Source organism: Erythrobacter sp. SN021 (genome assembly GCF_021864455.1).
This window is the reverse complement of sequence record NZ_JAKKUW010000001.1, coordinates 279,762-305,097: the sequence shown is the minus strand read 5'-3', so window position 1 is coordinate 305,097 and position 25,336 is coordinate 279,762. Positions and strand designations below refer to the sequence as shown.

The window sequence follows — 25,336 nt, the reverse complement described above, 5'->3', positions numbered from 1 at the left end:
ATTCCTCCCCGGAAGTACAAGGACAAAAGTCTTGGCCAAAGCCCCTCGGAGCAAGAAAAAGCCCGCTCAGTCACCTGCTGAGGATACCGACTTCGTTCTCCATTCGCTGCAAGACGCACTGGAGAAGAAAAAGCGCTATGACGCGAGCCAGGAGCAGATGCTCCACTTTTACGAGCAGATGCTGCTCATCAGACGGTTCGAGGAACGAGCCGGGCAGCTCTACGGGCTTGGTCTGATCGGCGGGTTCTGCCACCTCTACATTGGCCAGGAAGCCGTTGCCATTGGGCTCCAGTCGGCGCTCGACGGGGACAAGGACAGCGTCATCACCGGCTATCGCGACCATGGCCATATGCTTGCCTACGGCATCGATCCCAAGGTCATCATGGCCGAACTCACGGGACGCGAGGCGGGGATATCCAAGGGCAAGGGCGGGTCCATGCACATGTTCTCGACCGAACATAAGTTCTACGGCGGGCACGGCATCGTCGGCGCGCAGGTTGCGCTCGGCGGCGGGCTCGCACTTGCGCACCAGTATAACAACGATGGCGGACTCTGCCTTGCCTATTTCGGCGATGGCGCGGCGAATCAGGGCCAGGTTTACGAGACCTTCAACATGGCGAGCCTGTGGAAGTTGCCGATCGTGTTCGTGGTCGAAAACAATCAGTACGCCATGGGCACGAGCACGGCACGATCGAGCGCCGAAACCGAATTCTATCGCCGTGGCACCGCCTTCCGCATCCCGGGCATGGATGTGAACGGAATGGATGTTCTCGAAGTGCGTCAGGCGGCCGAAATCGCCTTCAAGCATGTGCGCGAGGGCAAGGGGCCTGTGCTCATGGAGTGCAACACCTATCGCTATCGCGGCCATTCCATGTCCGACCCGGCCAAATATCGCACCCGCGAGGAAGTGCAGGATGTACGCGAACACAAGGACCCGATCGAAGGACTGAAGAAGGTGCTCCTCGAAAACGGTTCGACCGAGGACGAGCTCAAGGCAATCGACAAGGACATCCGCAAGACCGTGACCGAAGCCGCAGACTTCGCCGAGAACTCGCCCGAACCGGATCCGAGCGAACTCTACACCGATGTTCTGGTGGAGGAGTATTGAGCCATGGCTATCGAATTGAAGATGCCCGCGCTGTCGCCCACCATGGAAGAGGGCACGCTTACCAAGTGGCTCAAGGCCGAAGGTGACGAGATCGTTGCCGGTGACATCATCGCCGAGATCGAAACCGACAAGGCGACGATGGAGTTCGAGGCGGTAGATGAAGGTACGCTCGGCAAGATCATGGTCGAGGAGGGCACCGAAGGGGTGAAGGTAGGCACGGTCATCGCCATGCTTGCGGGCGAGGGCGAGGATGTTTCCGATATCGAGGCACCTGCGGAAGCTGCTCCCGTCGAGGACGTTCCGGGTGAGGGTAAGGATGTCGGGCGCGAGCCGAGCGAAGCCGAAATCGCCAAGCCCGCGCGCAAGGTCGATGTGAAAGACCCCGAGGTCCCCGAAGGCACGTCCTTCGTTTCCACGACCGTGCGCGAGGCTCTGCGTGACGGCATGGCCGAAGAAATGCGCCAGGACGAACGCGTCTTCGTGATGGGCGAGGAAGTCGCGGAATATCAGGGCGCCTATAAGGTGACCCAGGGCTTGCTCGACGAGTTCGGCCCCAAGCGCGTGATCGACACGCCGATCACCGAATACGGTTTTGCCGGTATCGGAACGGGTGCGGCCATGGGCGGCCTGCGGCCGATCGTCGAATTCATGACCTTCAACTTCGCCATGCAGGCGATCGATCACATCATCAATTCGGCGGCCAAGACCAATTACATGTCGGGCGGCCAGATGCGCTGCCCGGTGGTTTTCCGCGGCCCTAACGGCGCGGCGAGCCGCGTCGGCGCGCAGCACAGCCAGAACTACGGCCCGTGGTACGCCAGCGTCCCCGGCCTGATCGTCATCGCGCCCTATGACGCAGCCGATGCCAAGGGCCTAATGAAGGCCGCGATCCGCTGTGAGGACCCGGTGGTCTTCCTCGAGAACGAGCTGGTCTATGGCCGCAGCTTCGACGTTCCCGATGTCGACGACTATGTCCTGCCGATTGGCAAGGCGCGGATCATGCGCGAAGGTTCGGACGTCACCATCGTCGCCTATTCCATCGCTGTGGGCCTCGCGCTCGAAGCCGCCGAGGAACTGGCCGGCGAAGGGATCGATGCCGAAGTCATCGACCTGCGCACGCTACGCCCGCTCGACAAGGAGGCGATCCTCACCTCGCTTGCCAAGACCAATCGCCTTGTGATTGCGGAAGAAGGCTGGCCGACCTGCTCGATCGCGGCAGAGGTGATGGCCATTTGCATGGAGGACGGTTTCGACCATCTCGATGCGCCGGTTCTTCGGGTGTGCGACGAGGATGTGCCGTTGCCCTATGCCGCCAATCTGGAAAAGCTCGCGCTGATCGACACGCCGCGCATCGTGAAGGCGGCGAAGAAGGTCTGCTATCGCGACTGACCCACAGGACAGTAGCGATGGCGCAACGGGCTTGCTGGACGAATGTCCAGAGGTCTCGCGCGTTGCCATTGCGAGCGTTCGCGACAAGCCCGAAATGTGGCTGGCAGCCTTCGCGCTGGACGGGCGGATCGGTCGCATGGTGCTAGGTGCCAGGGAGCCATTGCTGGGCCAGATGCGGCTCGCCTGGTGGCGCGATCAGTTCGGCCGGTCCGCTGCGGAGCGACCGCGTGGTAACATCCTCCTCGACCTGATCGGCCGGACCTGGGAGGGGGCCGAAACCTCGCTTCTGGCGCTCGTCGATGGGTGGGAAGCCCTGCTCGCACCGCGACCGCTCGAGGCGTCTGCAATGGCTCGCTTCGTAGAGGGGCGGGAGAAGCTGGGTATCGGACTGGCGGAAGGTGCCGATGAAGCTTCGGCCAAGTCCGAGGCTGCGCGCGCGTGCAAGCTGTGGGCTCTGGCCGACCTCGCTGTTCGCGCACAGGACGATGGCGAAAGGGCACAGACGCTCGATCACGGACAGCGGCTCGCCGAACCAGCTCTGAGATTGCCGAGTTCCCTGCGACCACTCGCCGTTGTCGGAGGCCTTGCCCGACGTTCGCTACGTTCCGGGGGGCGTGAAATGCTGGGCGATCGGCTCAGCCCTTTGGTAGCCTTGCGGTTGGGCCTGTTCGGACGTTAGTCTAAGTTCCGGCGGGATTAGGGGGATAGGCCGATGAACCGGATATTGCTGGGAGGGTTGGTGGCGCTCGCACTGGTCGGGCTTGGCGCCTTCTGGTGGCAGGGCAGGGCGCAGATCGAGCGCGGCGCGCCGCCGCCGGCACCGATCGAGACCAGCGATCCATTGCCCGAGATACCGGCCTCGGATCCGGGCGATTTAGTCGGCCCGGCGCCGCCAACGGCTACCGAGCTCACCAGGGAACAGCGCCGTTTCTTTCGCTATGATCGCAACCGTGATTGGCGGATTACGCGAACCGAGATGCTCTCGACCCGTTCCGACGGGTTTCGGAAGCTCGACAAGGACGGCAACAACCTCCTCGATTTCGAGGAATGGGCCGTGGCGACGGTCGAGAAATTCGAGAGCGCGGATGCCGATGGCGACAATCAGCTAACGCCGGGTGAATTCGCCACCACCGCGCCCAAGCCGAAAAAGACGCGTCGCTGCGCTTGCTAGGCCGGAACGGCTTCCATCCCCGCCAGCCATTCGCCGAAATCTTCCTTGGCGCGGTTGGTATAGGCTTCCTTGCGAACCTTTTTGCCAACATCGTGCAGCGGCGGAAAGAGGCCGAAATTGACATTCATGGGCTGGAAGGTGGCGGCCTCGGCATCCCCGGTGATATGCGACAACAATGCGCCGAAGGCGGTGGTGCGCGGTGGCGGCGTCCAATCGCGCCCGGCCAGCTCCGCGGCTGCCATCAGGCCCGCCATCAGCCCCACGGCGGAGCTTTCGACATAGCCTTCGCAGCCCGTGATCTGCCCGGCGAAGCGGATATGTTCGCTACCGCGCAGGCGCAATTGCCGGTCGAGAACCAGTGGGGAGTTGATGAAGGTGTTGCGATGCAGCCCGCCAAGCCGCGCGAATTCGGCATTCTCCAGCCCGGGGATGGTGCGAAACAGCTCCACCTGCGCGCCGTATTTCAGCTTGGTCTGGAAGCCGACCATGTTCCACAATGTGCCGAGCTTGTTATCCTGCCGTAGCTGGACCACGGCATAGGGCCAGCGCCCCCGCGGATGCTCCTCGGTCGTATCGTAGGGATTGTCGAGGCCGACACCCTTCATCGGTCCGTAGCGCAGCGTCTCCACCCCGCGTGCGGCCATCACCTCGATCGGCATGCAGCCGTCGAAATAGGGTGTGTCCGCCTCCCATTGCTTGAATTCGGTCTTCTCGCCGTCGATCAGGCCCTGATGGAAGGCGAGGTATTGCTCCTTCGTCATCGGGCAATTGATGTAATCGCCCTCTTCATTGCTGGCTTCGGTACGCTTGTTCCAGCGCGACTGGATCCAGCACTTGCTCATATCGATGCTGTCGCGATGGACGATCGGCGCGATCGCATCGAAGAATGCAAGCCGGTCCTGCCCGGTCGCGCGCACGATGCTGTCGGCCAGTGCCTGCGCGGTCAGCGGCCCGGTCGCTACGATGGCGAGACCATCCTGGGGCAGTGCATCGACTCGTTCACGCACCACGGTGACGTTCGGATGTTCCTGTAGCGTCCGCTGGACTTCGGCGGAAAAAACATCGCGGTCGACCGCCATCGCGGACCCAGCAGGAACGCGCGCAACTTCGCCCGCGCGCATGATGAGACTGTCGAGCCGACGCATCTCGTGATGCAGCAGGCCGACTGCGTTCTTGGTATCATCGTCCGAACGGAAACTGTTCGAACAGACGAGTTCGGCCAGCCTGTCGGTCTGGTGGGCTGGCGTCATCTCCCCGCTGCCGCGCATTTCGGACAGACGCACCTTGCAGCCCACCCGGGCGAGCTGCCATGCGGCCTCGCTGCCGGCCAGGCCGCCGCCGATAATGTGGATATCATGGGTCATCGCGCGGCCCCTAATCCTTGCAAGGCCCCCTCGACAAGGCCTAGCGAGGCTGAATGCCTCATCCCGCTCTTGCCAAACATCGTCCTTGGCTCCTCGCCAGCCTCGTTGCCGGAGTCAGCTATTTCTTCGTGTCCGATGATCCGATCGGCGGGGCCTGGCTCATGCTGTGGAAGGGCGCCGGTGTCGCTTTTCTGGCGATTTACGCGGCGTTTCGGGGCAAGGGCGTCGATGGTCTCCTGATCGCGGCCGTTCTCATGTTCGGCGCCATGGGCGACGTTGCTCTCGAACTCAGCTTCCTGGGCGGAGGCAGCCTGTTCGCCGTGGGGCATGTAATTGCCATCGCCCTCTACGTGCGCAATCGGCGCGAACATGCCAGCGGCAGTCAGGTGATGACGGCCGCCGCGCTTCTTCTCCTGACCCCGGTGATTGCCGGTTTGATTACCTATCCGGTGGATAACTGGCATGTCGCGACAGCCTATTCCGGGGTGGTCGGCGCAATGGCCGCAGCGGCATGGCTGAGCCGATTCCCGCGCTATCGGGTCGGGGCCGGCGCGGTTATGTTCGTGGTCAGCGATTTGCTGATTTTCGCCGGAGAGGCGGGAGCGCTACCGAGATCGGTGACCGAGTGGCTCATCTGGCCGCTTTATTATGGTGGGCAGTTCCTGATCGCCACCGGCGTGGTGCAGACCCTGCGCAAGGACCCGCCCCCCACGGGGGCTTAGCCGCTCCAGGCCGCAATCGTGGTCCGGTGCAGTTCGCGCCGATATCCCTCATAACCGCCGGTCGCCTTGTGGAGGACCGAGCGATTGTCCCACATGACCAGCATGTCGTGTTCCCATCGGTGGCGATAGACGAACGCGTCGCGTGCCTGCCATTGCGCAAGGTCGGATAGCAGCGCGATCGCTTCGGCCTGCCCCATGCCTTCTATCCCGACGATATAGCCAAGCGTGGAATAGAGGCACTCCACCCCGGTTTCGGGATGGCGCTGCACCAAGGGATGGAGTTGCGTCGCGCGGGCGCTCTCATCCGGTTCGATCGCCATGGAACGCCCTTCGTCGCGTTCTCCATAGGTACCTTCAGGCGCGTAGGCCAGCTTGGCACTATGGATGGCGGTCAGGCTGCGCAGGTAGTCCTTGCGCTGGTCGGGCAGGGCAGCGAATGCGGCGGCCTGGTCGGCGAACAGCGTATCGCCGCCCTTGGGCGGAATATCGACCGCCAGAAGGCAGGTTCCGGCGGGCGGATGTTCGAGGAAGCTCCAGTCACTGTGCCAATTCTCGGCGAATAGCGGCGTCTGTTCGTCGGCCTCGCGCAGGATGGCGGCGATGTGCTCGCGCCCTTCAATCGGCGTGAAGAAAGGGTCATCGCCGAAGCCCCCCATTGCAAGCGTGAACGCCTCGAGCGCGTCATCGCTCATCGACTGTCCGGGGAAGGCCAGCACTTTGTGTTCGAGCCAGAGCGAGCGGATTTCAGCTATCAACCGATCCGTTACCGGATGCGACAGGTCGAGCCCGGTGACATACGCGCCGCACGCCTTGCCACTGGGCTCGACCGTCAGGCTCATCCGCCCGGTTCCCCGTCGATATTCTTGTCCGAATGCTTGGTGGTGTAGGGCTCGGTCTTGTCGAAACCGCCACGATCCGCGATCTCATCCGCCACGGCTTCCTCGGCTTCGTTTTCCGGTTCCTCGTTTTCGTCGATCCTCGCCGCTTTGACGATTTGTTCGCCCTTCGCCACATTGAAGATGCGCACGCCCGAAGACCCGCGGCCCGAAATCGAGAAGCCTTCATGGCTCTCGAACCCGCCGTCTATCAGATGGCGGAAAGTGAGCGGCAGACGGATCAGTTTGGCCTGGTCGGTCACCAGCATCAACTGCATGCCATGACGGACCGGGAAACTGGCCACGACATGGCCATTCCGGTTTGGATTGCTCGAGGGTTCGCCGATATTGGTCAGGCCCTGGCCACCACGCCCGGTCGTACGATATTCGTAGGCGGAGGAAATCTTGCCATAACCGTTGGCGGTCAGCGTGAGAATGAACTCCTCTGCCTCGGCCATTTCGGTGATCTTATCCCGGTCGAGCGTCGGGGCGTTCTCGTTGTTCTTCCAGTCGGCCGCACGCAGATAGGCATCGCGAACCTCGGTATCGCGTTCGCCTGCGTCGAGCACGGCCATCGAGACGACCTTTTCCCCATCCTTCAGTTTCATGCCGCGCACCCCGATGCCGGTGCGGCTTTTCGTCTCGCGCGCGTCGCTGGCAGCGAAGCGGATCGCCTTGCCCGCATCGGAAGCGAGAAAGATCTCCTGATCCTCGGTCAGCAAACGCACGCCGATAAGGCGGTCGCCGCTGCCCTCGACGAAGCCCATCGCATATTTGCCGTTGCTGGGTACGTTGGTGAAGGCATCCATCGAGTTTCGACGCACCATGCCTTGTTCGGTCGCGAAGACGATATTGAGCTTCGCCCATTCGGCTTCGTTCTCGGGGAGGGGGAGGACGTTGGTCACGCGTTCGTCGTCGCCCAGCGGCAGCAGGTTGACCATGGGGCGGCCCTTGGTCTGTGGGCCTCCTTCGGGCAGTTTCCAGACCTTCAGGCGATAAACGCGACCTGTATTGGTGAAGAACAGCACCGGGTTGTGCGTCGAGGTAACGAACATTTCGACCACGGCATCTTCATCCTTGGTCGCCATCCCGCTGCGGCCCTTGCCGCCGCGGTTCTGTGCGCGGAAAGCGTCCAGCGGGGTGCGTTTGATGTAACCGCCATGGGTCACCGTCACGACCATTTCCTCGCGCTCGATCAGGTCCTCATCCTCGATCCCGTCCCAGGCCGGTGCGATTTCGGTGATGCGCGGGGTCGCGTAGGTGTTGCGGATTTCAACGAGTTCTTCGCGCATCACGCCGTAGAGCTTTGCGCGATCCGCCAGGATGGAGAGATATTCCTCGATGGCGAAACTGAGTTCCTTGAGCTCATCGCCGATCTCATCCCGACCCAGCGCCGTCAGGCGGTGGAGACGCAGGTCCAGAATGGCCTTCACCTGACGTTCGGACAGCCGATAGGTGCCGCCGGTCTGCTCGTCATTCGGTTCGATCGCTTCGACCAGCGCTATATATTGCGCGATATCGCCGATCGGCCATTCCTTGGCGAGCAGCTTGGCGCGGGCATCGGCGGGGTTGGACGATCCGCGGATCATCGCCACTACCTCGTCGAGGTTCGAGACGGCGACTACTAGGCCGAGCAAGATGTGCGCCCGTTCGCGCGCCTTGTTAAGCTCGAACTTGGTACGCCGAATGATGACTTCCTCGCGGAAGCCGATAAAAGCCTGCACGAAGTCGCGAAGGGTAAGAACCTCCGGTCGACCGCCGCGGATGGCGAGCATATTGGCCGGAAAACTCGCCTGCGCGGGCGTGTAACGCCAAATCTGGTTGAGCACGACTTCGGGCGAGGCATCGCGTTTGAGATCGACGACGACCCGCACGCCTTCGCGACTCGATTCGTCGCGAATGTCCGAGACTCCCTCGATCCGCTTCTCCTTGGCCGCTTCGGCGATCTTCTCGACCAAGCCGCTTTTGCCGACCTGATAGGGGATCGCCGACAGCACGATCGCCTGCCGATTACCCTTGGTTTCGACCTCATGGCGCGCCCGCATCAAGATCGAACCGCGTCCCGTGGTATACGCTGCGCGCGCGCCCGACTTGCCGAGTATCAGGGGAGCCGTCGGGAAGTCTGGTCCCGGAATGATTTCGAACAGCTCTTCCGAGGTGATGGCCGGGTTTTCGATGAAAGCAAGGCAGCCATCGATCACTTCGCCGAGATTGTGTGGCGGGATATTGGTCGCCATGCCGACCGCGATCCCACCGGCGCCGTTGACCAGCAAATTGGGGAAGCGGGCTGGAAGGACGGTCGGTTCCTTCCGCGATCCGTCGTAATTGTCGGTGAAGTCGACAGTATCCTTGTCGAGATCGTCGAGCAGGGCATTTGCAACACGGGCAAGCCGCGCCTCGGTGTAACGCATGCTGGCGGGCGGATCGGGGTCCATCGAACCGAAGTTCCCTTGGCCATCGACCAGCGGCACGCGCAGCGACCAGTCCTGCGTCATGCGGGCAAGTGCATCGTAAATCGCGGAATCGCCGTGCGGGTGATAATTACCCATCACGTCACCGACGATCTTCGCGCTTTTGCGATAGGGGCGCCCCGCGACGAAACCACCTTCCTGGCTGGCGAAGAGAATGCGGCGGTGGACCGGCTTCAGACCGTCGCGCACGTCGGGCAAAGCGCGGCTGACGATCACGCTCATCGCGTAATCGAGATAGCTCGTCTTCATCTCATCGACGATGTCGATGCGTGCGTAATCATCTCCGCCGGGGGCGGGGGTATCCAGGATGTCGGTTTCGTTGGACAAAACGTGAAATTCCGTATTGCGAACTGCTTATGTTCTGGTGCGCCCAACCTTAGGCCAAACGGCCAAGCAGCGCCACACAATGCGGGAACCATCGTCCGGTTTCGGGTGCTTTTTCCACATATGGGTAAGCTTGTGCCAGCAATGACCATGAACGAGGAACAGAACGCGCATTCAATCCGTATTCAGGCCAGATAAGGTAGAAATATTTGCAATGAGAACGCACAGGCGGCATGTGCCGCTCTGCTCAATGGGATCCATCGACCGTGCGTTCGAACCCCTGTCCACTCTTGGGAGTTTTCACATGATTTTCACTCGTCTCGGCCGCAAGAATAGCGCGGCTTCGACCTTCGCTCTTGCCATCGCGCTTGCGACCGGTGGGGCTTTTGCCGTGACTGCGCTCGAAGCCCCGGCCTTCGCGCAAAAGCAGAAGAAGGAAAAGAAGGCCAAACCGCAATATTCGAAAGGCTTTATCGAAACCTACAAACCGCTCGAAACGATCGCTGCGGCGGAGCCGGTCGATTATCCGGCGATCAAGGCGGGTATTCCCGGCCTCGTGGCGGCCGTGGAAACCGATGACGATCGGTATGCGGCGGGCAGCTTCATCTATTCCAACGGTGCCAAGAACCAGGATCAGGCAGCATCCCTCCAGGGTATGGAAATGATGCTGAAGAGCGGCAAGGTTCCCGAGGACAAGATTGGCCAGTTCAATTTCGTGGCCGGACAGGTGGCGTATGCGGCCAAGGATTATGCGAAGGCGCGCCCCTATTTCCAGGCTGCGGCCGACGCCGGCTATACCGAAAACGATCCGATGATTTTCGTGGCCGAAAGCTATTTCGCCGAAGACCAGCCGCAACAGGGCCTCACTTATCTCAGCGATCTTATCAATGCGAAAATCGCAGCGGGCGAGACCGTTGACGAGGGCTGGCTGCGGCGCGGGCTTGCGCAGGCCTACAACAATCAGCTCAACTCCGAGGTGAGGAAGTATTCCACCTGGTATGTCACCCAGCACCCCAGCGACGAGAGTTGGCGCGACGCCGTGGCGATCCTGCTTAACACGGGAGGCTATCAGAACCCCGAAATTCTCGACCTGCTTCGGCTTGGTCAGCGTGCCGGCGTGCTGAACGATGCTAAGCTCTATCTCGAATACATGGATGCCGCGGATTATCGCCGCCTTCCGGCGGAAGTCGTTTCGCTCATCGACGAGGGGTACGCGAAGGGTGTTCTCGACAAGACCGATCCCTATGTCGTCGACACACGCCGTCAGGCCGCGGAACGCGCTGCCAAGGACCGTGCCGACCTGGCGGGTCTGAAGGCTGATGCGGACAAGGCTGGCGCCTCGATCGCCACAGTTCTTGCTGCTGGCGATACGCTTCTCGCCCTGGGCGAACCGGCGGACGCCGAGACCTATTATGCGAAGGCGGTGAACATGCCGGGCGCAAACGCGCCGATGGTCCTTACACGCTTGGGTATCGCGCAGTTCGATCAGGGTAAATTGGCCGAGGCGAAGGCGACCTTCGACAAAGTCGAGGGCGCGCGCGAGGCGATCGCGAACCTTTGGGCGATCTACGCTACCCAGCAGGCAAGCGGCGCCGCGATGTAAAGGCGGTGCTCACCCATCACGAAAAAGGGCGCGATCTTCGGTTCGCGCCCTTTTTTCGTCAGCGCAGCCGTTTTACGAAACTCTGGCCGTTGGCACGGCGCTCGACCGAAAAGTTGGGGATAGCCTCGATAAGGTCGGTGAGCCGAGCGAAACCGTAATTGCGCGTGTCGAAACTCGACCGGTTGCCTGCCCGTTGGCCGACTTCCGCCAGCTTCGCGAAACCGTTTTCGTCACGCTTGCTTGCGGCATAGGCATCGAACAACAAGTCGAGCAAGTCCTGGTCGAGAACGTTGGAATCGCTGCTCGGCCCGCTTTTACCATTCTGTTCTTTTTCAGCCCTTATCAGGGCGTTCACGTCGATGAAGCGCGTGCAGGCCTGACGGAAGGCCTCAGGGGTCTTGGCGCCGCCGAAGCCGTAGACGGGGAGGCCATCCTGCCGGATGCGCATGGCGAGTGGCATGAAATCGCTATCCGAGCTCATGATCCCGAAGCCGTGGACACGTCCGCGATAAAGCAGGTCCATCGCGTCGATGGTCATCTTCATGTCGGTGGCGTTCTTGCCCTTGGTCATGTCGAACTGCTGCTGCGGTTCTATGCCATAGCGGTGCATCAGGTCGATCCACCCCTTGAGGCTGGTCTTGCGCCAGTTCCCGTAGGCGCGGCGGATGTTGACCTGGCCGAGTTCCGCCAGGACGGTGAGGACCGGATCGATGCCGGCCGGGCTCGCATTGTCGGAATCGATGAGGAGGGCGATGTTGCGCTGTTCGAAGTCTGCCATGGCATCGCTAGATGTCTTGCCCAGGCCCGCCGTTCAAGGACTTATTCCTCGGGCTCGAATTCGCCCGTCTCTTCGTTGCGGACATAGAGCACGCCCTCGGAAATGGCGAAGAACGCACCGCGCAGCTTGAGGTCTCCGCTCGCAACTTTCTCGCGTACGCATGGGAAGGTGCGCAGGTTTTGAAGGCTGACGCCGACCGCAGCCATTTCCATCGCTCGTTCCGCTTCGCGGCTCTCGGTCCCATAGCGTCGGGCAATCGGATCGCGCGCCTCGTCGAGCAGATGAACCCAATTGGCGATGAAGCCGCCTTCCCCCAACCGGTTGCCATACAGGTCCTGCGTCAGCGCGGCCCTGCAACCGCCACACATGCCATGGCCCATCACGACGATCTGACGAACCTGAAGAAACTGCACGGCGAACTCGAGCGCGGCCGAAACGCCATGCTGCCCGGGCGACGTTTCGAAGGGGGGAACCAGTGCCGCGACATTGCGCACCACGAAGATTTCCCCCGGATCGACATCGAAGATCTGGGCCGGGTCCACCCGGCTGTCGGAACAGCCGATGATCATCAGTTTCGGATGTTGTCCTTCGCTGACCAGAGTGTCGTAGCGCGCTTTCTGGCGCGGGTATCCCTGCTTGCGGAAGCGCTTGTACCCTTCGAGCAGTTCGGCGAATTCGGGCATCAGAACCGCTCTCCGCGTATGACCTGAATATCCCACATCGTCAGCAAGAGGCCGTGGCTGGTCAGGATCGGTGCGAGATCCTCGGCTAGCGCCATGGCCTTGTCTTGCGGGGCAATGGTGAGCACGAATACCTTGTCGGTCCCCATCACACGTTCCTCGCGCCAGCGGCCGTCGCGGCCTTTGCCCGACTGCACCGGTGTGATCGTCCATCCGGTGATCCCGGCGCGATCGATGGCGTCGGTAACGCGGCGTACCAGCGCCACGTCGGTAAGGATTTCGATCCGCTTGCGGGTTACGGTTTCGATCATGGCGCGAGGCCTCCCTGTCCGGCGATCATCGACGCGAAGGCACTGATCAGGCCGATATTGATCAATACGTTGAAGGGGAAGGTGATGCTGAGCGACATGGTCAGGTAGATACCTGGATCGGCTTCGGGCAGGGCAAGCCGCATGGCTGCCGGGACCGCGATGTAGCTGGCGCTGGCGCAGAGCACGCCAAGCGCGGCGGCCGAACCGACGTCGAGCCCGACGACGGTGCCAAGGATCGTGCCCGCCGCACCGTTTACCAGCGGCAGGAAAATCGCGATCGAGGCGAGGCGCCAAGTAACGGCCCGCGAATCCATCATGCGCCGCGCCGCGATCAATCCCATGTCGAGCAGGAAGATGCACAGCACGCCCTTGAACCCTGCTTCGAAAAAGGGACTGACATCGGCAAATCCGTCGGTCCCACCGATCAGGCCGATGGCGAAAGCTCCCAGCAGCAGCACGACCGAAGAATTGAAGAACACTTCGTGCAGCATCTCGCGCATGCTCTGGCCATTGTCGTCGCCAAAGCCGCGTGCAAGGAGCAGACCGGCAAGGATAGCGGGGCTTTCCATTGTGGCCATCACCGCGACCATGTAGCCAGCGGACGGCTTGCCCTGAAATTCGAGAATCTCGACTGCGGTTACGAAGGTGACGACGCTGATCGAGCCGTAGTGAGCGGCCACGGCACCGGCGTTGATCCGGTCCAGTCGCCCGAAACCGCGGATCAGCCAGAAGGCGAAGACCGGCAGGATGAACCCTGCGGCGATACCCGCGATGAGCGCGACGGCAACCGTCAGGCTGAATCCCGATTCGGAAACCGCGACACCGCCCTTGAGGCCGATTGCCGCCATCAAATAGAGCGACATCCCCTTGGCAATTGCTTCCGGAATGGCGAGATCAGACCGTGCAAAAGCTGCCAGCAGGCCAAGAACGAAGAACAGCACCACCGGAGAGGTGAATGTCTGGAGTGTCGTAGCGTCCATGTCCGTCGCGGTAGCTCTGGCTTCGACGCGCGGCAAGCGGCATTCAGTGCGAGTTCACAGTGCGCGCACCAGTCCTCGACAGGATCGGGGAGAGGATATGAAAAGAAAAATCGCTATTGCTGCGGCCAGCCTCTTGGCGCTGAGTGCGTGCGGTCCAAACTATTTCGTCAAAGGCCACGCCCTCAAACCCGCGCAGCAGGTGGATATTGTCACTGCGCCCGCAGGAGCCCTCGTCAGCAACAATTTCGGCAATTCCTGTCGAACGCCGTGCAAGCTGCCTTTGCTCACCGCCCGCGGAGGAGAACTGCTGATCGAGAAGGACGGCTACTACGCCGAACTGTATTACATCGGCTCGGAAGTTTCCGGAACGAAGGTCGCCCTGCAAGCGAGCGATATAGCGCTCGAGGCCATCGATCCCGAACCAGTGACGATCGGGCTGACGGCAATCGCCCATATGATCAGCGGGAAGGGGGCCATAATGGACCTTGATCGGCGTGAGATACGAAGCGAACTCATTCCCTTGCCCGAGGGCGAGGAGGAAACACTCGCCACATCCGATCCTCTCACGGGAGAGCGCATTCCCATCGATCTATCGGAGCCCGCTTCCTAATACGAATGCCATGGTTGCGGCCCGGACTGCGAGGGCTTAGATGGGCCGCGACATGAACGACCTCTCCTCTCCGCCGAAGCCCGAGGGCGATCGCCCGCAGATGCAGCGCAAGCCCGATTGGATTCGGGTGAAGGCGCCTGTCAGCCAAGGCTATCAGGAAACGCGTAAGCTGATGCGCGACCTGAACCTGCACACCGTGTGCGAAGAAGCGGCGTGCCCGAATATCGGCGAGTGCTGGACCAAGAAGCACGCCACGGTGATGATCCTCGGCGATACCTGCACCCGCGCTTGCCGGTTCTGCAATATCAAGACTGGCATGCCGATGCCGGTCGACCCGCTGGAACCGGAACACACTGCCGCCGCAGCCGCCGCGATGGGGCTCGAACATATTGTCATCACCAGCGTCGACCGCGACGATCTCCCGGATCGGGGTGCGGGCCAGTTCGTGAAGGTCATCACCGCGCTGCGCCGCGAGACGCCCGATACGACGATCGAAATCCTCACCCCCGACTTCAAAGGGCGGATGAAGCAGTCGATCGCCGAGATCTGCGAAGCGGGTCCCGACGTCTTCAACCACAATCTCGAGACCGTGCCGCGGCTCTACCCGACCATCCGCCCAGGCGCGCGCTACTATGCCTCGCTGCGCCTGCTCGAAGAGGTCAAGGCGCACAATCCGCTGATCTTCACCAAGTCGGGTATCATGCTGGGCCTCGGCGAGGCCCGGCTCGAAGTGCACCAGGTAATGGACGACATGCGCAGCGCGGATATCGATTTCATCACCATGGGCCAATATCTCCAGCCGACACCCAAACATGCGAAGGTGGAGGAATTCGTCACGCCCAAGCAATTCGCCGCTTATGGCGCGATTGCCCGAGCCAAGGGTTTCCTCCAGGTAGCCTCGAGCCCGCTGACACGCTCGAGCTATCATGCCGGTGACGATTTTGCGCAAATGCGCGCGGCGCGCGAAGCGAAACTCGCCAAACAGGGTGCCTGATGCCCGGTATCCGCGAAAAACGTCGTCTTCCATATAGTCAGGAACAGATGTTCGATCTGGTTGCCGATGTCGGAAACTATGCCAAGTTTCTGCCTTGGGTCGTCGCGACGCGGGTGCGGAGCGACAGCGAAACCGAGATGGTCGCTGACATGCTAATTGGCTTCAAGGCGATCCGGGAGAAGTTCACCTCGCGGGTCCTGAAGCACCGGCCCGATCATATCGAGGTGATCTACGTCGATGGCCCGTTGAAGGATCTCGACAATAACTGGACATTCACCGCCACGGATGATGGGGGGTGCGAAGTCGATTTCTGCGTCGAATTCACTTTCCGTAATGCCGTCTTCGAAGCGCTGGCCGGGCAGTATTTCGACCGCGCGTTTCGCAAGATGGTGCAGGCTTTCGAAGATCGCGCGGACGAACTCTATGGCCGCGAAAACGCGGTGGCCAATCTCTAGGGCAGGAGCAATTCCAGAGCGCATATCGTTGCTTCGCGGCGTATTTCCGCGCGCGAAATGGGTTCGAAGCGCTTGAGTTCGCCTTCTGGTTCGCCTTCCTCACCGCGAACCACACGGGCAAACACCACGGTCCCCACGGGTTTCAGATCGGTGCCTCCGGCAGGGCCCGCGACCCCGCTGATCGCGACCGCGATATCGGCGTCGCTTCGTTCCAGTGCGCCCTTCGCCATGGCCCAAGCACAAGCGATCGATACGGCACCGAAAGTCTCTATGATCTCGAGCGAGACATCGAGGCATTCCCTCTTCGATTCGTTCGAATAGGTCACGAAACCGCGGTCGAGCACGGCGGAAGACCCGGGCACCTCGGTCAGAGCGGCGGCTACCAGACCGCCGGTGCAGCTTTCCGCCACTGTCACCTTGCGGCCTATTGCGCTGTTCGCTTCGATCACGCGCTTCGCGAGTTCTTCGATCTCGGGCGGGAGGAGACCGTCGCTCATTGCGTTTCCGTCTCGCAGATCGCGGGTTCCTTGACGCCGGTAACGTCGAGGATGAAGGTCAGCAGGCCGCCGAGGTTTTCGGGCGGTAACGGCGCGAGCAGTTCCATCGCCCGTTCGAGCTTCGAACAGTCCTTCGGTTTGATCTCCTCGCCGATCTTTTGGGCAAGAAACGCGTCGACGAGCGGGCGGAGCGCATCGGCGGGAAGTTCGCCCAAGGCATCGGCCCGTTCATCGGTCCCGTCACTGGCGGCCAGAGCGAGGAACACGCGCAGCGTGCCCGGCCAATGTTCACTCTGCATCGCGCTGTAGGGAGCAACGAAGTCCTCGCCTTGCGTCGCAAAGAAACCGTCTGCGGCAAGATGCGGGGTGCATGACACGCGAAAACCGTCGGCCACGACCGGGATCGCATAAATCCCGGCATCGGTCACATCGTCGGGGGCGAGGCAAGCCTGCGCCAGCGCGGACTGTGCCTGGACGAGCGCGATGGCGGTCATGAATGTCGTGACTATCCTGCTGTTCCGTCTCATGCCCATTCGCCTACTCCCTGATGACCGAAACGATTGCCTGCGCGGCAATGCCTTCGCCGCGTCCGGCGAAGCCGAGCCGTTCGGTCGTGGTGGCCTTTACCGATATCGCTCCGATGTCAATGTCGAGCAGATTGGCGATCCGTTCGCGCATCGCCTCGCGATACGGCCCGATTTTGGGCGCTTCGCAGATAATCGTCAGGTCGATATTGCCGACGCGATAGCCGGAGTCGCCGACCAGCTTACCGGCATGAATGAGGAAGCGATCGCTGCTGGCTCCCTTCCATTGCGGATCGCTCGGCGGAAAGTGGCTGCCGATATCGCCCTTGGCGACGGCGCCGAGCAAGGCATCCACAATGGCATGTAGCGCGACATCGGCATCGCTGTGCCCGGCGAGCCCCTTGTCATGCTCGATGCGAATACCGCCGAGCCACAACTCCTCCCCTTCGGCGAGGCGATGGACATCGAACCCCATTCCGGTACGAATGGCTGGTGCAACCTTCATGAAGTCCTCCGCGAATGTCAGTTTCGCCAGGCGTTCGTCGCCCTGCACATGGGCAACATCGCCCCCTGCCGCGCGCAGCACCTGAGCATCGTCCCCCGCATCGGTTTCGCCATCCCAGGCGCGATGGGCTTCGAGAATATGCCGATATCGGAAGGCCTGCGGTGTCTGAACACGGCGAAGCTGTTCGCGCTGCGCGCTTCCAGCCATCATACCGTCCGTGTCGATCGACAGGCTATCCACGACCGGGAGGACCGGGATAGCACCCTCCGTGTTCTCCAATGCGGACAGCAGACGATCGATGACCTCGACGGGCAGGTGCGGTCTCGCCGCATCGTGAATCAGAATCCGGTCGGCCTCGCCAACTTCCTCGAGCGCGCGGGCGACCGAAAGCTGCCGTGTTTCGCCGCCGACGACCAGCGTAAAACCCGTCAGCCCGGCGAGCGCATGTCGCGCTGCGCGTTCGCCATTGGGGGGAATCGCGATAACCAACGGATCCGCGCCGGCCGAGATCAGCGTTTCAACCGAATGCCGCAATACCGGTTTGCCCTTCCAGATCGCGAATTGCTTGGGCAGCTCTTGCCCCGCGCGCAGACCCTTGCCGGCGGCAACGACGATCGCCGCGAATTGGGGGAGGGGGCCTGTGTCCTGCATATCGATGCTGCGCGCTAGCCGCTTGCCGTTTTGGTCGCAACGCACTATGTGGCTGCCCAATATTTAGGCATTGAATTTCCGATGAGCACACACCCTTTTCCAGCGGCGCCGCCGAAGCCGATCCTTGTCGGAGACGTGTCGATCGATACCCCGGTCGTTCTCGCGCCGATGACGGGGGTTACCGACCTCCCGTTCCGCAAGCTGGTCCGCCGCTATGGTTCAGGCCTCAATGTGACCGAAATGATCGCCAGCGAAGCCGCGATCCGCGAAACGCGCCAAAGCATTCAGAAGGCCGCTTGGGATACGACGGAGGAGCCGGTTTCGATGCAGCTCGTGGGCTGCGATCCCGATAGCATGGCCGAAGCCGCGAAACTTCAGCAGGACAATGGCGCGGCCATTATCGATATCAACTTCGGCTGCCCGGTGCGCAAGGTGGTCGGCCAACTGGCAGGCTCGGCCCTGATGCGTGAGGTGCCCCTGGCGACCAGGCTCATGGAAGCGACCGTGAAGGCGGTCGACGTTCCGGTGACGGTGAAGATGCGCATGGGCTGGGATCATGCCGATCTCAACGCCCCCGAATTGGCACGCATTGCCGAGGATCTGGGCGTCAGAATGATCACCGTTCACGGTCGCACCCGTAACCAGATGTACAAGGGTAGCGCCGACTGGGCCTTCATCCGCAAGGTGAAGGATGCTGTGTCGATTCCCGTCATTGCGAATGGCGATATTTGCACCATTGCCGATGCCGCCAGGGCGCTGGACCAGTCGGGTGCCGACGGCATCATGATCGGTCGCGGTGCCTACGGCAAACCATGGCTGCTCGGCCAGGTCATGCATTGGTGGCGAACGGGCGAAGTTCTCGAGAGCCCCGGTTTCGACGAGCAGTATGCCGTACTTGTAGAACACTACAAGATGATGCTCGACCATTACGGCGAAGGTGTCGGCACCAAGATCGCGCGCAAGCACCTTGGCTGGTACACAAAGGGTTTGCACGGTTCGGCGGAATTCAGAAATTTCGTCAATTTCATCGACGATCCCGCCACGGTCCTCGACGAGATCGAGCGCTTTTACGAACCTTTCATGCATCGCCGCGCTGCGTGACCACAAGCACGGGCGTACCCGACGCGCGTGCCCAGATCGCCGCGCTGATCTTCGCCGTATTGCTGCTCGACGAGGATGATCTCATCGTGGAGGCCAACCATGCAGCGGAGGAGATGTTCGGTCGCAGCGCGCGCAAGCTGTGCGAGAAGCGCTTTTGGGATGTGATCGGCATTTCCGACCAGCGGTTGAGCGAGACGCTGCGCAGTGCGGAGGCGCGGATCGTCGCTCGGGGCGTGACCATCGCGACGGCGCAAGGAGAACGGCGGGTAAATATCAGCAGTTCGCCGTTGCATGGCGCTGCCGGATGGCGTGTGCTGACACTGTCCGACGCCGGTCAACCCGAGATCGATGACGACGAGAACGAACGGGTAGAGCTGCGGGCTCCGGCCGTATTGGCTCACGAAATCAAGAATCCACTCTCCGCCATTCGCGGGGCGAGCCAGTTGCTCGCGCGGCGGGTTGCGGGAAAGGACAAACCTCTGGCGCGAATGATATCCGCCGAAGTCGACCGAATTGCCCAATTGATCGATCGGATGCAGCAACTCGGGGCAAAGCCGGTCGAGATCACAGGCCCGTGCAATCTGCACGAGGCCATCCGCAATGCGATGGGCACCGTGCGGGCGGGCCGTGCCGAGCCTTGCGAACTGGTGGAAGAGTTCGACCCATCGCTCCCTCCGGTAGCGGCAGATCAGGGCGCGCTCGAGCAGGTCCTCATAAATCTGATGGCGAATGCATGTGATGCCAGCGCGGGAATCGACGATGCCCGGGTGAAGGTTCGCACGCGCTTCGCCAGCGGTCTGGTTTTCAATACCATCCGGTTTGGCAAGGTCACGCGCCTGCCGATCGAAATCACTGTGATCGATAGCGGCCCGGGCATCGATCCAGCGCTTCACGAACATGTGTTCGAGCCCTTTGTGTCGAGCAAACCTCAGGGGCAGGGCCTCGGTCTGGCTCTCGTACGCAAGTTGTTGCGCGACATGGGAGGGCGCATATCGCACGAGCGCGACGAGCGCGCTGGCGAAACCCACTTTCGGATAAATCTGCCGGTAGCGGCAGGGTAGGACATTTCATGGCGCACGCGGTTCTGCTGGTCGAAGACGATAAGAGCATAGCGACGGTCATCACCGAGGCGCTGCGCGACGATGGCTTCGATGTGACGAGGTGCGAGAGTATTGCCCAGCGCGATGTCCTTTTGGCCGAGCGTCGTTTCGACGTCATGCTGACCGATGTGGTTCTGGAGGATGGCGACGGTCTGGCGTCGATCGAGGCCGTGCGCGCGCAGGCCCCCGATATGCCGGTGATTGTCCTCTCGGCGCAGAACACGCTGGATACCGCAGTCAGGGCGAGCGACAGCGATGCGTTCGAGTATTTTCCCAAACCTTTCGACCTGGATGAGCTCACCCAGGCCGTGACTCAGGCGGTTGCGAGCCGACCCGCGTCCCAAGATCAAGCTGCGGACGATGACGACGCCTTGCCGCTGATCGGGCGCAGCCCTGCCATGCAAGGCGTGTTCCGGATGATCACCCGCGTCTTGCGCAACGATCTTACCGTGCTGATCACGGGGGAAAGCGGCACGGGGAAGGAGCTGGTGGCGGAGGCCATCCATGAACTGGGTTCACGCAAGACCGGCCCGTTCGTCGCGGTCAATATGGCGGCCATCCCGCACGATCTTCTCGAAAGCGAACTTTTCGGACACGAGCGCGGCGCTTTCACGGGGGCCGTGGGCCAACAAATCGGCAAGTTCGAACAGGCGAATGGCGGCACGCTGTTCCTCGATGAAATCGGAGACATGCCTGCCGAGGCACAGACCCGACTCTTGCGCGCTCTCCAGTCGGGAAAGATCCGCCGTGTGGGCGGTCGGCAGGAAATCGGCGTCGACGTGCGCATCGTCGCCGCCACGAACCGGGATCTGACTCCGATGATTTCCGACGGGCGCTTCCGCGAGGATCTCTATTATCGCCTCAATGTCGTCCCGATCCATCTTCCCCCGCTGCGCGAGCGGCGAGAGGACATCGGCGCTCTGGTGCGGCATTTTCTGGGGCAGGCCGCAGCGGAGGGATTACCTGCGCGACAAGCACTATCCAGCGGCGTGGAGGCGCTCGAACAGCGCGATTGGCGTGGCAATGTCCGCGAATTGCGTAACGCGGTATTCCGTCTCGCGCTCATGGCGCGCGACGACGTGATCGATCGCTCGGCCGTCGAAGATGTTCTGCCCCAGTCGGCTCTCGATCCGGACACCGGGGAAAAGTGTGGGTTCGAGGCGGCCGTAGAGGATTGGGTAGAGGACGCGCATCCCCCCGATGGGACGCTTTACCATGCCGCCCTCGCTGCTTTCGAAACCCCGCTGTTCGAACTCGCTCTCGCGCGGACAGGCGGCAATCAGCTGCGCGCGGCCCGGTTGCTGGGGATCAATCGCAACACCTTGCGCAAACGGCTGTCCGAGCTTGGAATCGCGCCGGAGGATTTCGGCCCAAGGCGCTGAGGGAAGGGCGCTCGACCGCTACACCCCTCCTTTTGTCGTATTTATACTTGCAAACGTGCAACAGTGGCGTTGTATGCGCGCCACGATGGCCACCAGCTTTGCAGATACGAGACGACAAACCCCGCGCTGGTGGCGAAGGTTCATCGTGGCCTCGCGACGTCAGAATTTCATCGCCTATGTCGAAGTCGTAGCAGCGATTGCCTTCCTCGTCATGGTGGCGAGCACTTGGGCGACCTTCACCAATGCCCCTCCGAATGGCGCATTGCTGCCATCCCGACAAGTGGCAGGGCTGCTGATCGGAACGCTCATTCCCGCAATGGCCTTGCTGGTTCTGGCCGGACGCAGGATCGCGCTGCGGCGCGCTGCGGGGAGCACGGCACGCTTGCACGTCCGTCTCGTATTCTTCTTCTCCATGATCGCGGCAGTCCCCACGCTGTTGGTGGCGGGGTTCGCGGCGTTTCTGTTTCAGTCGGGGGTCGATTTCTGGTTCTCCGATGATTCCCGTGGACTGATGGAAAATGCCAACCAGCTCGCGGAAGGATATTACGAAGAGAACCAACTCGATCTTGCGAACGAGACAATCTCCATGGCGATGGATATGCGCGCAATCCTCGGCAGGGTCGAAGTAACCGATCCCAATTTCGCGCTCGTTTATCAGTACCAGGCCGAGCCGCGCGATGTCATCGAAAGCGCGATTTTGCAGGCGATGCCGGATACGACGATGCGCACGGCCGTCGTGTACGGCCTCAACGAGGATAGCGACCCGCGCGCCTTTGCCCAGGATTCGCTGAAAGTCCTTTCCGGCGGCGAGCAGGTGGCCGTGCGGGGGAGCCCCGAACGTATCGAAGCGGTCGCCCCCATCGACCGCGATGCGGGAATCTATCTCTACACCGCTCGCAATGCCGAAGCGGGGACCTTCCGCAGTTGGCAATCCGCGCGTTCGATTTCCACCGCCTACGACGAACTGACCAAGCGCGCCCGCGCATTGCAGTTACGGTTCAATCTCGCGCTGTTTTTCGTATCCTTGGCATTGGTCGGCCTGGCCGTGTGGTTCGCGTTGCGGTTCGCCGATCGCCAGGTCGAACCTCTGACCGATCTCGTTGCGGCGGCCCGCAAGGTCGGTGCGGGGAATTTCGCTTTGCGGGTCGAAGGGCGGACGGGAGCGGACGAGATCGGCCTGCTCAATCGCGCTTTCAACCGAATGACAGCGCAACTGGAAAAGCAGACCGATGCTTTGCTCTCGGCCAATACCGAGCTCGAGGAGCGCCGTGGCTTTATCGAGGCTGTTCTGGAATCCGTCAGTGCCGGCATCATATCGGTGGACGAGGATCTCAATGTCCTGCTGATGAACGGTCCAGCGCAGGCCATGCTCGGCAGGTCCGCGAGCGGGAATGGTCCGGATGCGACGCTCGACCAATTGGCACCGCAGATCGCATCGATGGTGCGCGGAGGGCTTTCGCAAGGTGTCGTATCGCATAGTCGCGAGGGCGAACTCCTGACGCTTGCCGTCAAGATCGGGCGTGAAAGCGACGGCCACGTTATCACTTTCGAGGATATCACGCGCCAATTGCTGGATCAGCGGCAGGCCGCCTGGTCGGATGTCGCACGCAGGATCGCGCATGAAATCAAGAATCCCCTGACTCCGATCCAATTGGCTACCGAGCGTCTCAAACGGCGCTATCGCAAGCAGATCGAAAGCGATGGCGAATTGTTCGATGAGCTGACCAGCACGATCGTTCGGCAGGTGGGTGACTTGCGCAAAATGGTGGATGAGTTCTCCAGTTTTGCGCGCCTTCCCAAACCGAGCTTCCGACCTGAGGACGCGCTCGATCTCATTCGGCAGTCGCTGTTCCTCCAGGAGGTCGCGCATCCCGCCGTCGATTACCGCTTGCAGGCGCCCGATGGCCCCCAACGTATACAGTGTGACAGGCATCAACTCGGCCAGGCACTTACAAATACACTCAAGAATGCTTACGAAGCCATTGAGGCAAAATCGCAATCTGCCGATGTCGACTACCGCGGCAAAATTCTGGTGGAGGTCCAGGCGGACGAAGAAGCCGTGACCGTTTCCGTGCAGGACAATGGTATCGGCTTGCCGCAGGACCGGGTGAACATCCTCGAGCCTTACGTGACGACACGCGAGAAGGGCACTGGCCTGGGCCTCGCGATCGTGAACAAGATCGTCGAGGAGCATGGCGGGGAAATGACATTCACCTCGGTTGAAACCGGCGGCACGCGCGTGATCATGCGATTTGCGCGCGATCCGCTCGCCGAAACGGGCGATGCGCAGAAGAATAGTCAAAGAGAAGGATAGGGACGCATCATGGCGCTGGATATTCTGATCGTCGATGACGAACGCGACATCCGCGAACTGGTAGCGGGAGTGTTGAGCGACGAAGGCTATGAATGCCGCACTGCCGGCGACAGTACGGCCGCTCTCGAAGCGGTCGATGAGAAGCGGCCGAGCCTGGTTCTGCTCGATGTGTGGCTTCACGGTAGTCCAATGGACGGGCTTGAGGTGCTCGATGCCATAAAAGTGCGCGAACCGGATCTGCCGGTGATCATCTTCTCCGGCCACGGCAACATCGACACCGCCGTTAGCGCGGTGAGCCGCGGTGCAGTCGATTTCATCGAAAAGCCATTCGAGGCCGAGCGCCTGCTCCACCTTGTCGAAAGGGCAACGGAGACCGAGCGCCTGCGCCGCGAAAACACGCGATTGCGGGAAAACCTTGCCCAGGGTGATGAATTCACCGGTAACTCGGCTGTAATCAACGCAGTGAGGGCAACTCTCAAGAGGGTCGCAAGTACGGGAAGCCGGGTTCTCGTCACAGGCCCTGCCGGAGCGGGAAAAGAGGTCGCCGCTCGGTTGCTGCACAGTTGGAGCCCACGTGCGGACAAGGCATTCGTCATCGTCAATTCGGCTCGCATCACTCCCGAACGTTTCGAAGAAGAACTGTTCGGCGAGGAATCCGACGGCAAGCTGGTTCGGCCGGGTCTGCTGGAGACGGCGGATGGGGGCACGCTTTATCTCGACGAGGTTGCCGACATGCCACTGTCGACACAGGCGCGCATATTGCGGGTTCTGACTGAACAGAGTTTCGTCAGGGTCGGCGGGACGCGGCAGATTGGGGTCGACGTGCGCGTTGTTTCCTCTACCTCGCGCGATCTGGCGAAGGAAATGGAAGAGCAGCGGTTTCGCGAGGATCTGTTCTATCGCCTGAACGTGGTTCCCGTGGAGGTTCCCTCGCTCGCCGAAAGGCGCGACGACATTCCCGCACTGGCCGACAGCTTCTTTACTCGCTACGCGACCGAACAGGGCCTGCGTCCTCCAACGGTCAGCGAAGAGGCTCTGGCCGCTCTACAGGCCTATGACTGGCCCGGAAATGTCCGCCAGCTTCGCAACGTGGTGGAACGGACCATCATATTGACGCCGCGCGAAGATTTGGAGCAGATCGAAGCGGATATGTTGCCCGAGGAGGTCATGGGCGGAAAGGCGGGCGGCAATGGCGGTGTAGGAGCGATGATGGGCGCGCCCTTGCGGGAAGCCCGGGAGAATTTCGAACGCGAGTACCTGACCGTTCAAATCCGCAGATTCTCCGGGAACATTTCCAAGACGGCGAACTTTATCGGCATGGAACGATCGGCATTGCACCGCAAACTGAAATTGCTCGGGATGGTCGAACGCAAGGGGCAAGAGCGCAAGAATTAGGCAGGAGCGAAAAGGGATACGTTCTCTGACAA

Annotated in this window: 24 protein-coding genes; 14 read left to right on the top strand and 10 right to left on the bottom strand. The window is 61.5% G+C overall.

Features of this window, described 5'->3' with window-relative positions:
* The first annotated feature begins 31 nt into the window (after positions 1-31).
* From pdhA to L5849_RS01435, 4 genes are read left to right on the top strand one after another with little or no spacing between them, the layout of a single operon-like run.
* The gene (gene pdhA / locus L5849_RS01450; protein WP_236924037.1) at positions 32-1,108 is read left to right on the top strand and encodes a pyruvate dehydrogenase (acetyl-transferring) E1 component subunit alpha; all 1,077 of its coding nucleotides are present in this window, start codon (positions 32-34) and stop codon (positions 1,106-1,108) included.
* 3 nt (positions 1,109-1,111) lie between these two features.
* Positions 1,112-2,497, top strand: a complete 1,386-nt coding sequence (locus L5849_RS01445; protein ID WP_236924036.1) for a pyruvate dehydrogenase complex E1 component subunit beta — start codon at positions 1,112-1,114, stop codon at positions 2,495-2,497.
* Between the two features lie 31 nt (positions 2,498-2,528).
* On the top strand, positions 2,529-3,176 hold the full coding sequence (locus tag L5849_RS01440) for a hypothetical protein (protein WP_236924035.1): 648 nt from the start codon (positions 2,529-2,531) through the stop codon (positions 3,174-3,176).
* A gap of 33 nt (positions 3,177-3,209) precedes the next feature.
* On the top strand, positions 3,210-3,668 hold the full coding sequence (locus L5849_RS01435; RefSeq protein ID WP_236924033.1) for an EF-hand domain-containing protein: 459 nt from the start codon (positions 3,210-3,212) through the stop codon (positions 3,666-3,668).
* Here the strand turns inward: L5849_RS01435 and trmFO are convergent.
* Positions 3,665-5,032, bottom strand: a complete 1,368-nt coding sequence (gene trmFO, locus L5849_RS01430; RefSeq protein ID WP_236924032.1) for a methylenetetrahydrofolate--tRNA-(uracil(54)-C(5))-methyltransferase (FADH(2)-oxidizing) TrmFO — start codon at positions 5,030-5,032, stop codon at positions 3,665-3,667. The genes L5849_RS01435 and trmFO overlap by 4 nt on opposite strands.
* A 53-nt stretch (positions 5,033-5,085) precedes the next feature.
* Here trmFO and L5849_RS01425 point away from each other — a divergent pair, with 53 nt between their 5' ends.
* A complete protein-coding gene (locus tag L5849_RS01425; protein ID WP_236924031.1) occupies positions 5,086-5,754 on the top strand; it encodes a lysoplasmalogenase in 669 nt (222 codons plus the stop codon).
* Here L5849_RS01425 and L5849_RS01420 read toward each other — a convergent pair.
* Together L5849_RS01420 and gyrA are read right to left on the bottom strand one after the other, a co-directional pair.
* Complete coding sequence (locus tag L5849_RS01420) at positions 5,751-6,593, bottom strand: TauD/TfdA family dioxygenase (protein WP_236924030.1); 843 nt, start codon at positions 6,591-6,593, stop codon at positions 5,751-5,753. The genes L5849_RS01425 and L5849_RS01420 overlap by 4 nt on opposite strands.
* Complete coding sequence (gene gyrA / locus L5849_RS01415; RefSeq protein ID WP_236924029.1) at positions 6,590-9,427, bottom strand: DNA gyrase subunit A; 2,838 nt, start codon at positions 9,425-9,427, stop codon at positions 6,590-6,592. Before gyrA ends, L5849_RS01420 begins: the two co-directional genes overlap by 4 nt.
* A 301-nt stretch (positions 9,428-9,728) precedes the next feature.
* On the opposite strand from gyrA, the gene L5849_RS01410 reads away from it, so the two are divergent.
* Positions 9,729-11,027, top strand: coding sequence for a hypothetical protein (locus tag L5849_RS01410; RefSeq protein WP_236924028.1), 1,299 nt, complete (start codon positions 9,729-9,731; stop codon positions 11,025-11,027).
* 58 nt (positions 11,028-11,085) lie between these two features.
* Here the strand turns inward: L5849_RS01410 and L5849_RS01405 are convergent, their stop codons facing one another.
* The 4 genes from L5849_RS01405 to L5849_RS01390 are packed head-to-tail and all read right to left on the bottom strand — an operon-like array spanning position 11,086 to position 13,776.
* On the bottom strand, positions 11,086-11,805 hold the full coding sequence (locus L5849_RS01405) for an NYN domain-containing protein (RefSeq protein ID WP_115416799.1): 720 nt from the start codon (positions 11,803-11,805) through the stop codon (positions 11,086-11,088).
* A 41-nt stretch (positions 11,806-11,846) separates the two neighbouring features.
* On the bottom strand, positions 11,847-12,488 hold the full coding sequence (locus L5849_RS01400; protein ID WP_236924027.1) for a carbonic anhydrase: 642 nt from the start codon (positions 12,486-12,488) through the stop codon (positions 11,847-11,849).
* Positions 12,488-12,796, bottom strand: a complete 309-nt coding sequence (locus L5849_RS01395; protein ID WP_115416798.1) for a transcriptional regulator — start codon at positions 12,794-12,796, stop codon at positions 12,488-12,490. The genes L5849_RS01400 and L5849_RS01395 overlap by 1 nt, the downstream gene beginning before the upstream one ends.
* Positions 12,793-13,776, bottom strand: coding sequence for a sodium-dependent bicarbonate transport family permease (locus L5849_RS01390; RefSeq protein WP_115416797.1), 984 nt, complete (start codon positions 13,774-13,776; stop codon positions 12,793-12,795). The genes L5849_RS01395 and L5849_RS01390 overlap by 4 nt, the downstream gene beginning before the upstream one ends.
* 97 nt (positions 13,777-13,873) lie before the next feature.
* On the opposite strand from L5849_RS01390, the gene L5849_RS01385 reads away from it, so the two are divergent.
* Genes L5849_RS01385 through L5849_RS01375 form a run of 3 tightly spaced genes read left to right on the top strand, consistent with a single transcriptional unit; the run spans position 13,874 to position 15,835 of the window.
* Positions 13,874-14,386, top strand: a complete 513-nt coding sequence (locus L5849_RS01385) for a hypothetical protein (protein ID WP_115416796.1) — start codon at positions 13,874-13,876, stop codon at positions 14,384-14,386.
* A gap of 52 nt (positions 14,387-14,438) precedes the next feature.
* Positions 14,439-15,380: a lipoyl synthase gene (gene lipA, locus L5849_RS01380; RefSeq protein WP_115417891.1), complete on the top strand. Its 942-nt coding sequence runs from the start codon at positions 14,439-14,441 to the stop codon at positions 15,378-15,380.
* Positions 15,380-15,835 carry a type II toxin-antitoxin system RatA family toxin gene (locus tag L5849_RS01375; protein ID WP_115416795.1) on the top strand — a complete coding sequence of 152 codons (456 nt, stop codon included), beginning with the start codon at positions 15,380-15,382 and terminating at the stop codon, positions 15,833-15,835. Before lipA ends, L5849_RS01375 begins: the two co-directional genes overlap by 1 nt.
* Here L5849_RS01375 and L5849_RS01370 read toward each other — a convergent pair.
* From L5849_RS01370 to L5849_RS01360, 3 genes are read right to left on the bottom strand one after another with little or no spacing between them, the layout of a single operon-like run.
* The gene (locus L5849_RS01370) at positions 15,832-16,332 is read right to left on the bottom strand and encodes a CinA family protein (protein WP_236924026.1); all 501 of its coding nucleotides are present in this window, start codon (positions 16,330-16,332) and stop codon (positions 15,832-15,834) included. The two genes, L5849_RS01375 and L5849_RS01370, sit on opposite strands and share 4 nt — an antisense overlap.
* A complete protein-coding gene (locus L5849_RS01365) occupies positions 16,329-16,859 on the bottom strand; it encodes a hypothetical protein (RefSeq protein ID WP_236924025.1) in 531 nt (176 codons plus the stop codon). Before L5849_RS01365 ends, L5849_RS01370 begins: the two co-directional genes overlap by 4 nt.
* Before the next feature lie 10 nt (positions 16,860-16,869).
* On the bottom strand, positions 16,870-18,012 hold the full coding sequence (locus L5849_RS01360; RefSeq protein WP_115417890.1) for a bifunctional 2-C-methyl-D-erythritol 4-phosphate cytidylyltransferase/2-C-methyl-D-erythritol 2,4-cyclodiphosphate synthase: 1,143 nt from the start codon (positions 18,010-18,012) through the stop codon (positions 16,870-16,872).
* Between the two features lie 81 nt (positions 18,013-18,093).
* On the opposite strand from L5849_RS01360, the gene dusB reads away from it, so the two are divergent.
* From dusB to L5849_RS01335, 5 genes are all read left to right on the top strand, one after another.
* Complete coding sequence (gene dusB, locus L5849_RS01355) at positions 18,094-19,113, top strand: tRNA dihydrouridine synthase DusB (protein WP_236924023.1); 1,020 nt, start codon at positions 18,094-18,096, stop codon at positions 19,111-19,113.
* Positions 19,110-20,174, top strand: a complete 1,065-nt coding sequence (locus L5849_RS16075) for a nitrogen regulation protein NR(II) (RefSeq protein WP_115416791.1) — start codon at positions 19,110-19,112, stop codon at positions 20,172-20,174. Before dusB ends, L5849_RS16075 begins: the two co-directional genes overlap by 4 nt.
* An 8-nt stretch (positions 20,175-20,182) precedes the next feature.
* Complete coding sequence (ntrC, locus tag L5849_RS01345; RefSeq protein ID WP_236924022.1) at positions 20,183-21,595, top strand: nitrogen regulation protein NR(I); 1,413 nt, start codon at positions 20,183-20,185, stop codon at positions 21,593-21,595.
* A gap of 85 nt (positions 21,596-21,680) precedes the next feature.
* Positions 21,681-23,909 (top strand): ATP-binding protein, encoded by a 2,229-nt coding sequence (locus L5849_RS01340; RefSeq protein ID WP_236924020.1) that lies wholly within the window; start codon positions 21,681-21,683, stop codon positions 23,907-23,909.
* A gap of 9 nt (positions 23,910-23,918) precedes the next feature.
* Complete coding sequence (locus L5849_RS01335; RefSeq protein WP_115416789.1) at positions 23,919-25,304, top strand: sigma-54 dependent transcriptional regulator; 1,386 nt, start codon at positions 23,919-23,921, stop codon at positions 25,302-25,304.
* Positions 25,305-25,336: the final 32 nt, after the last annotated feature.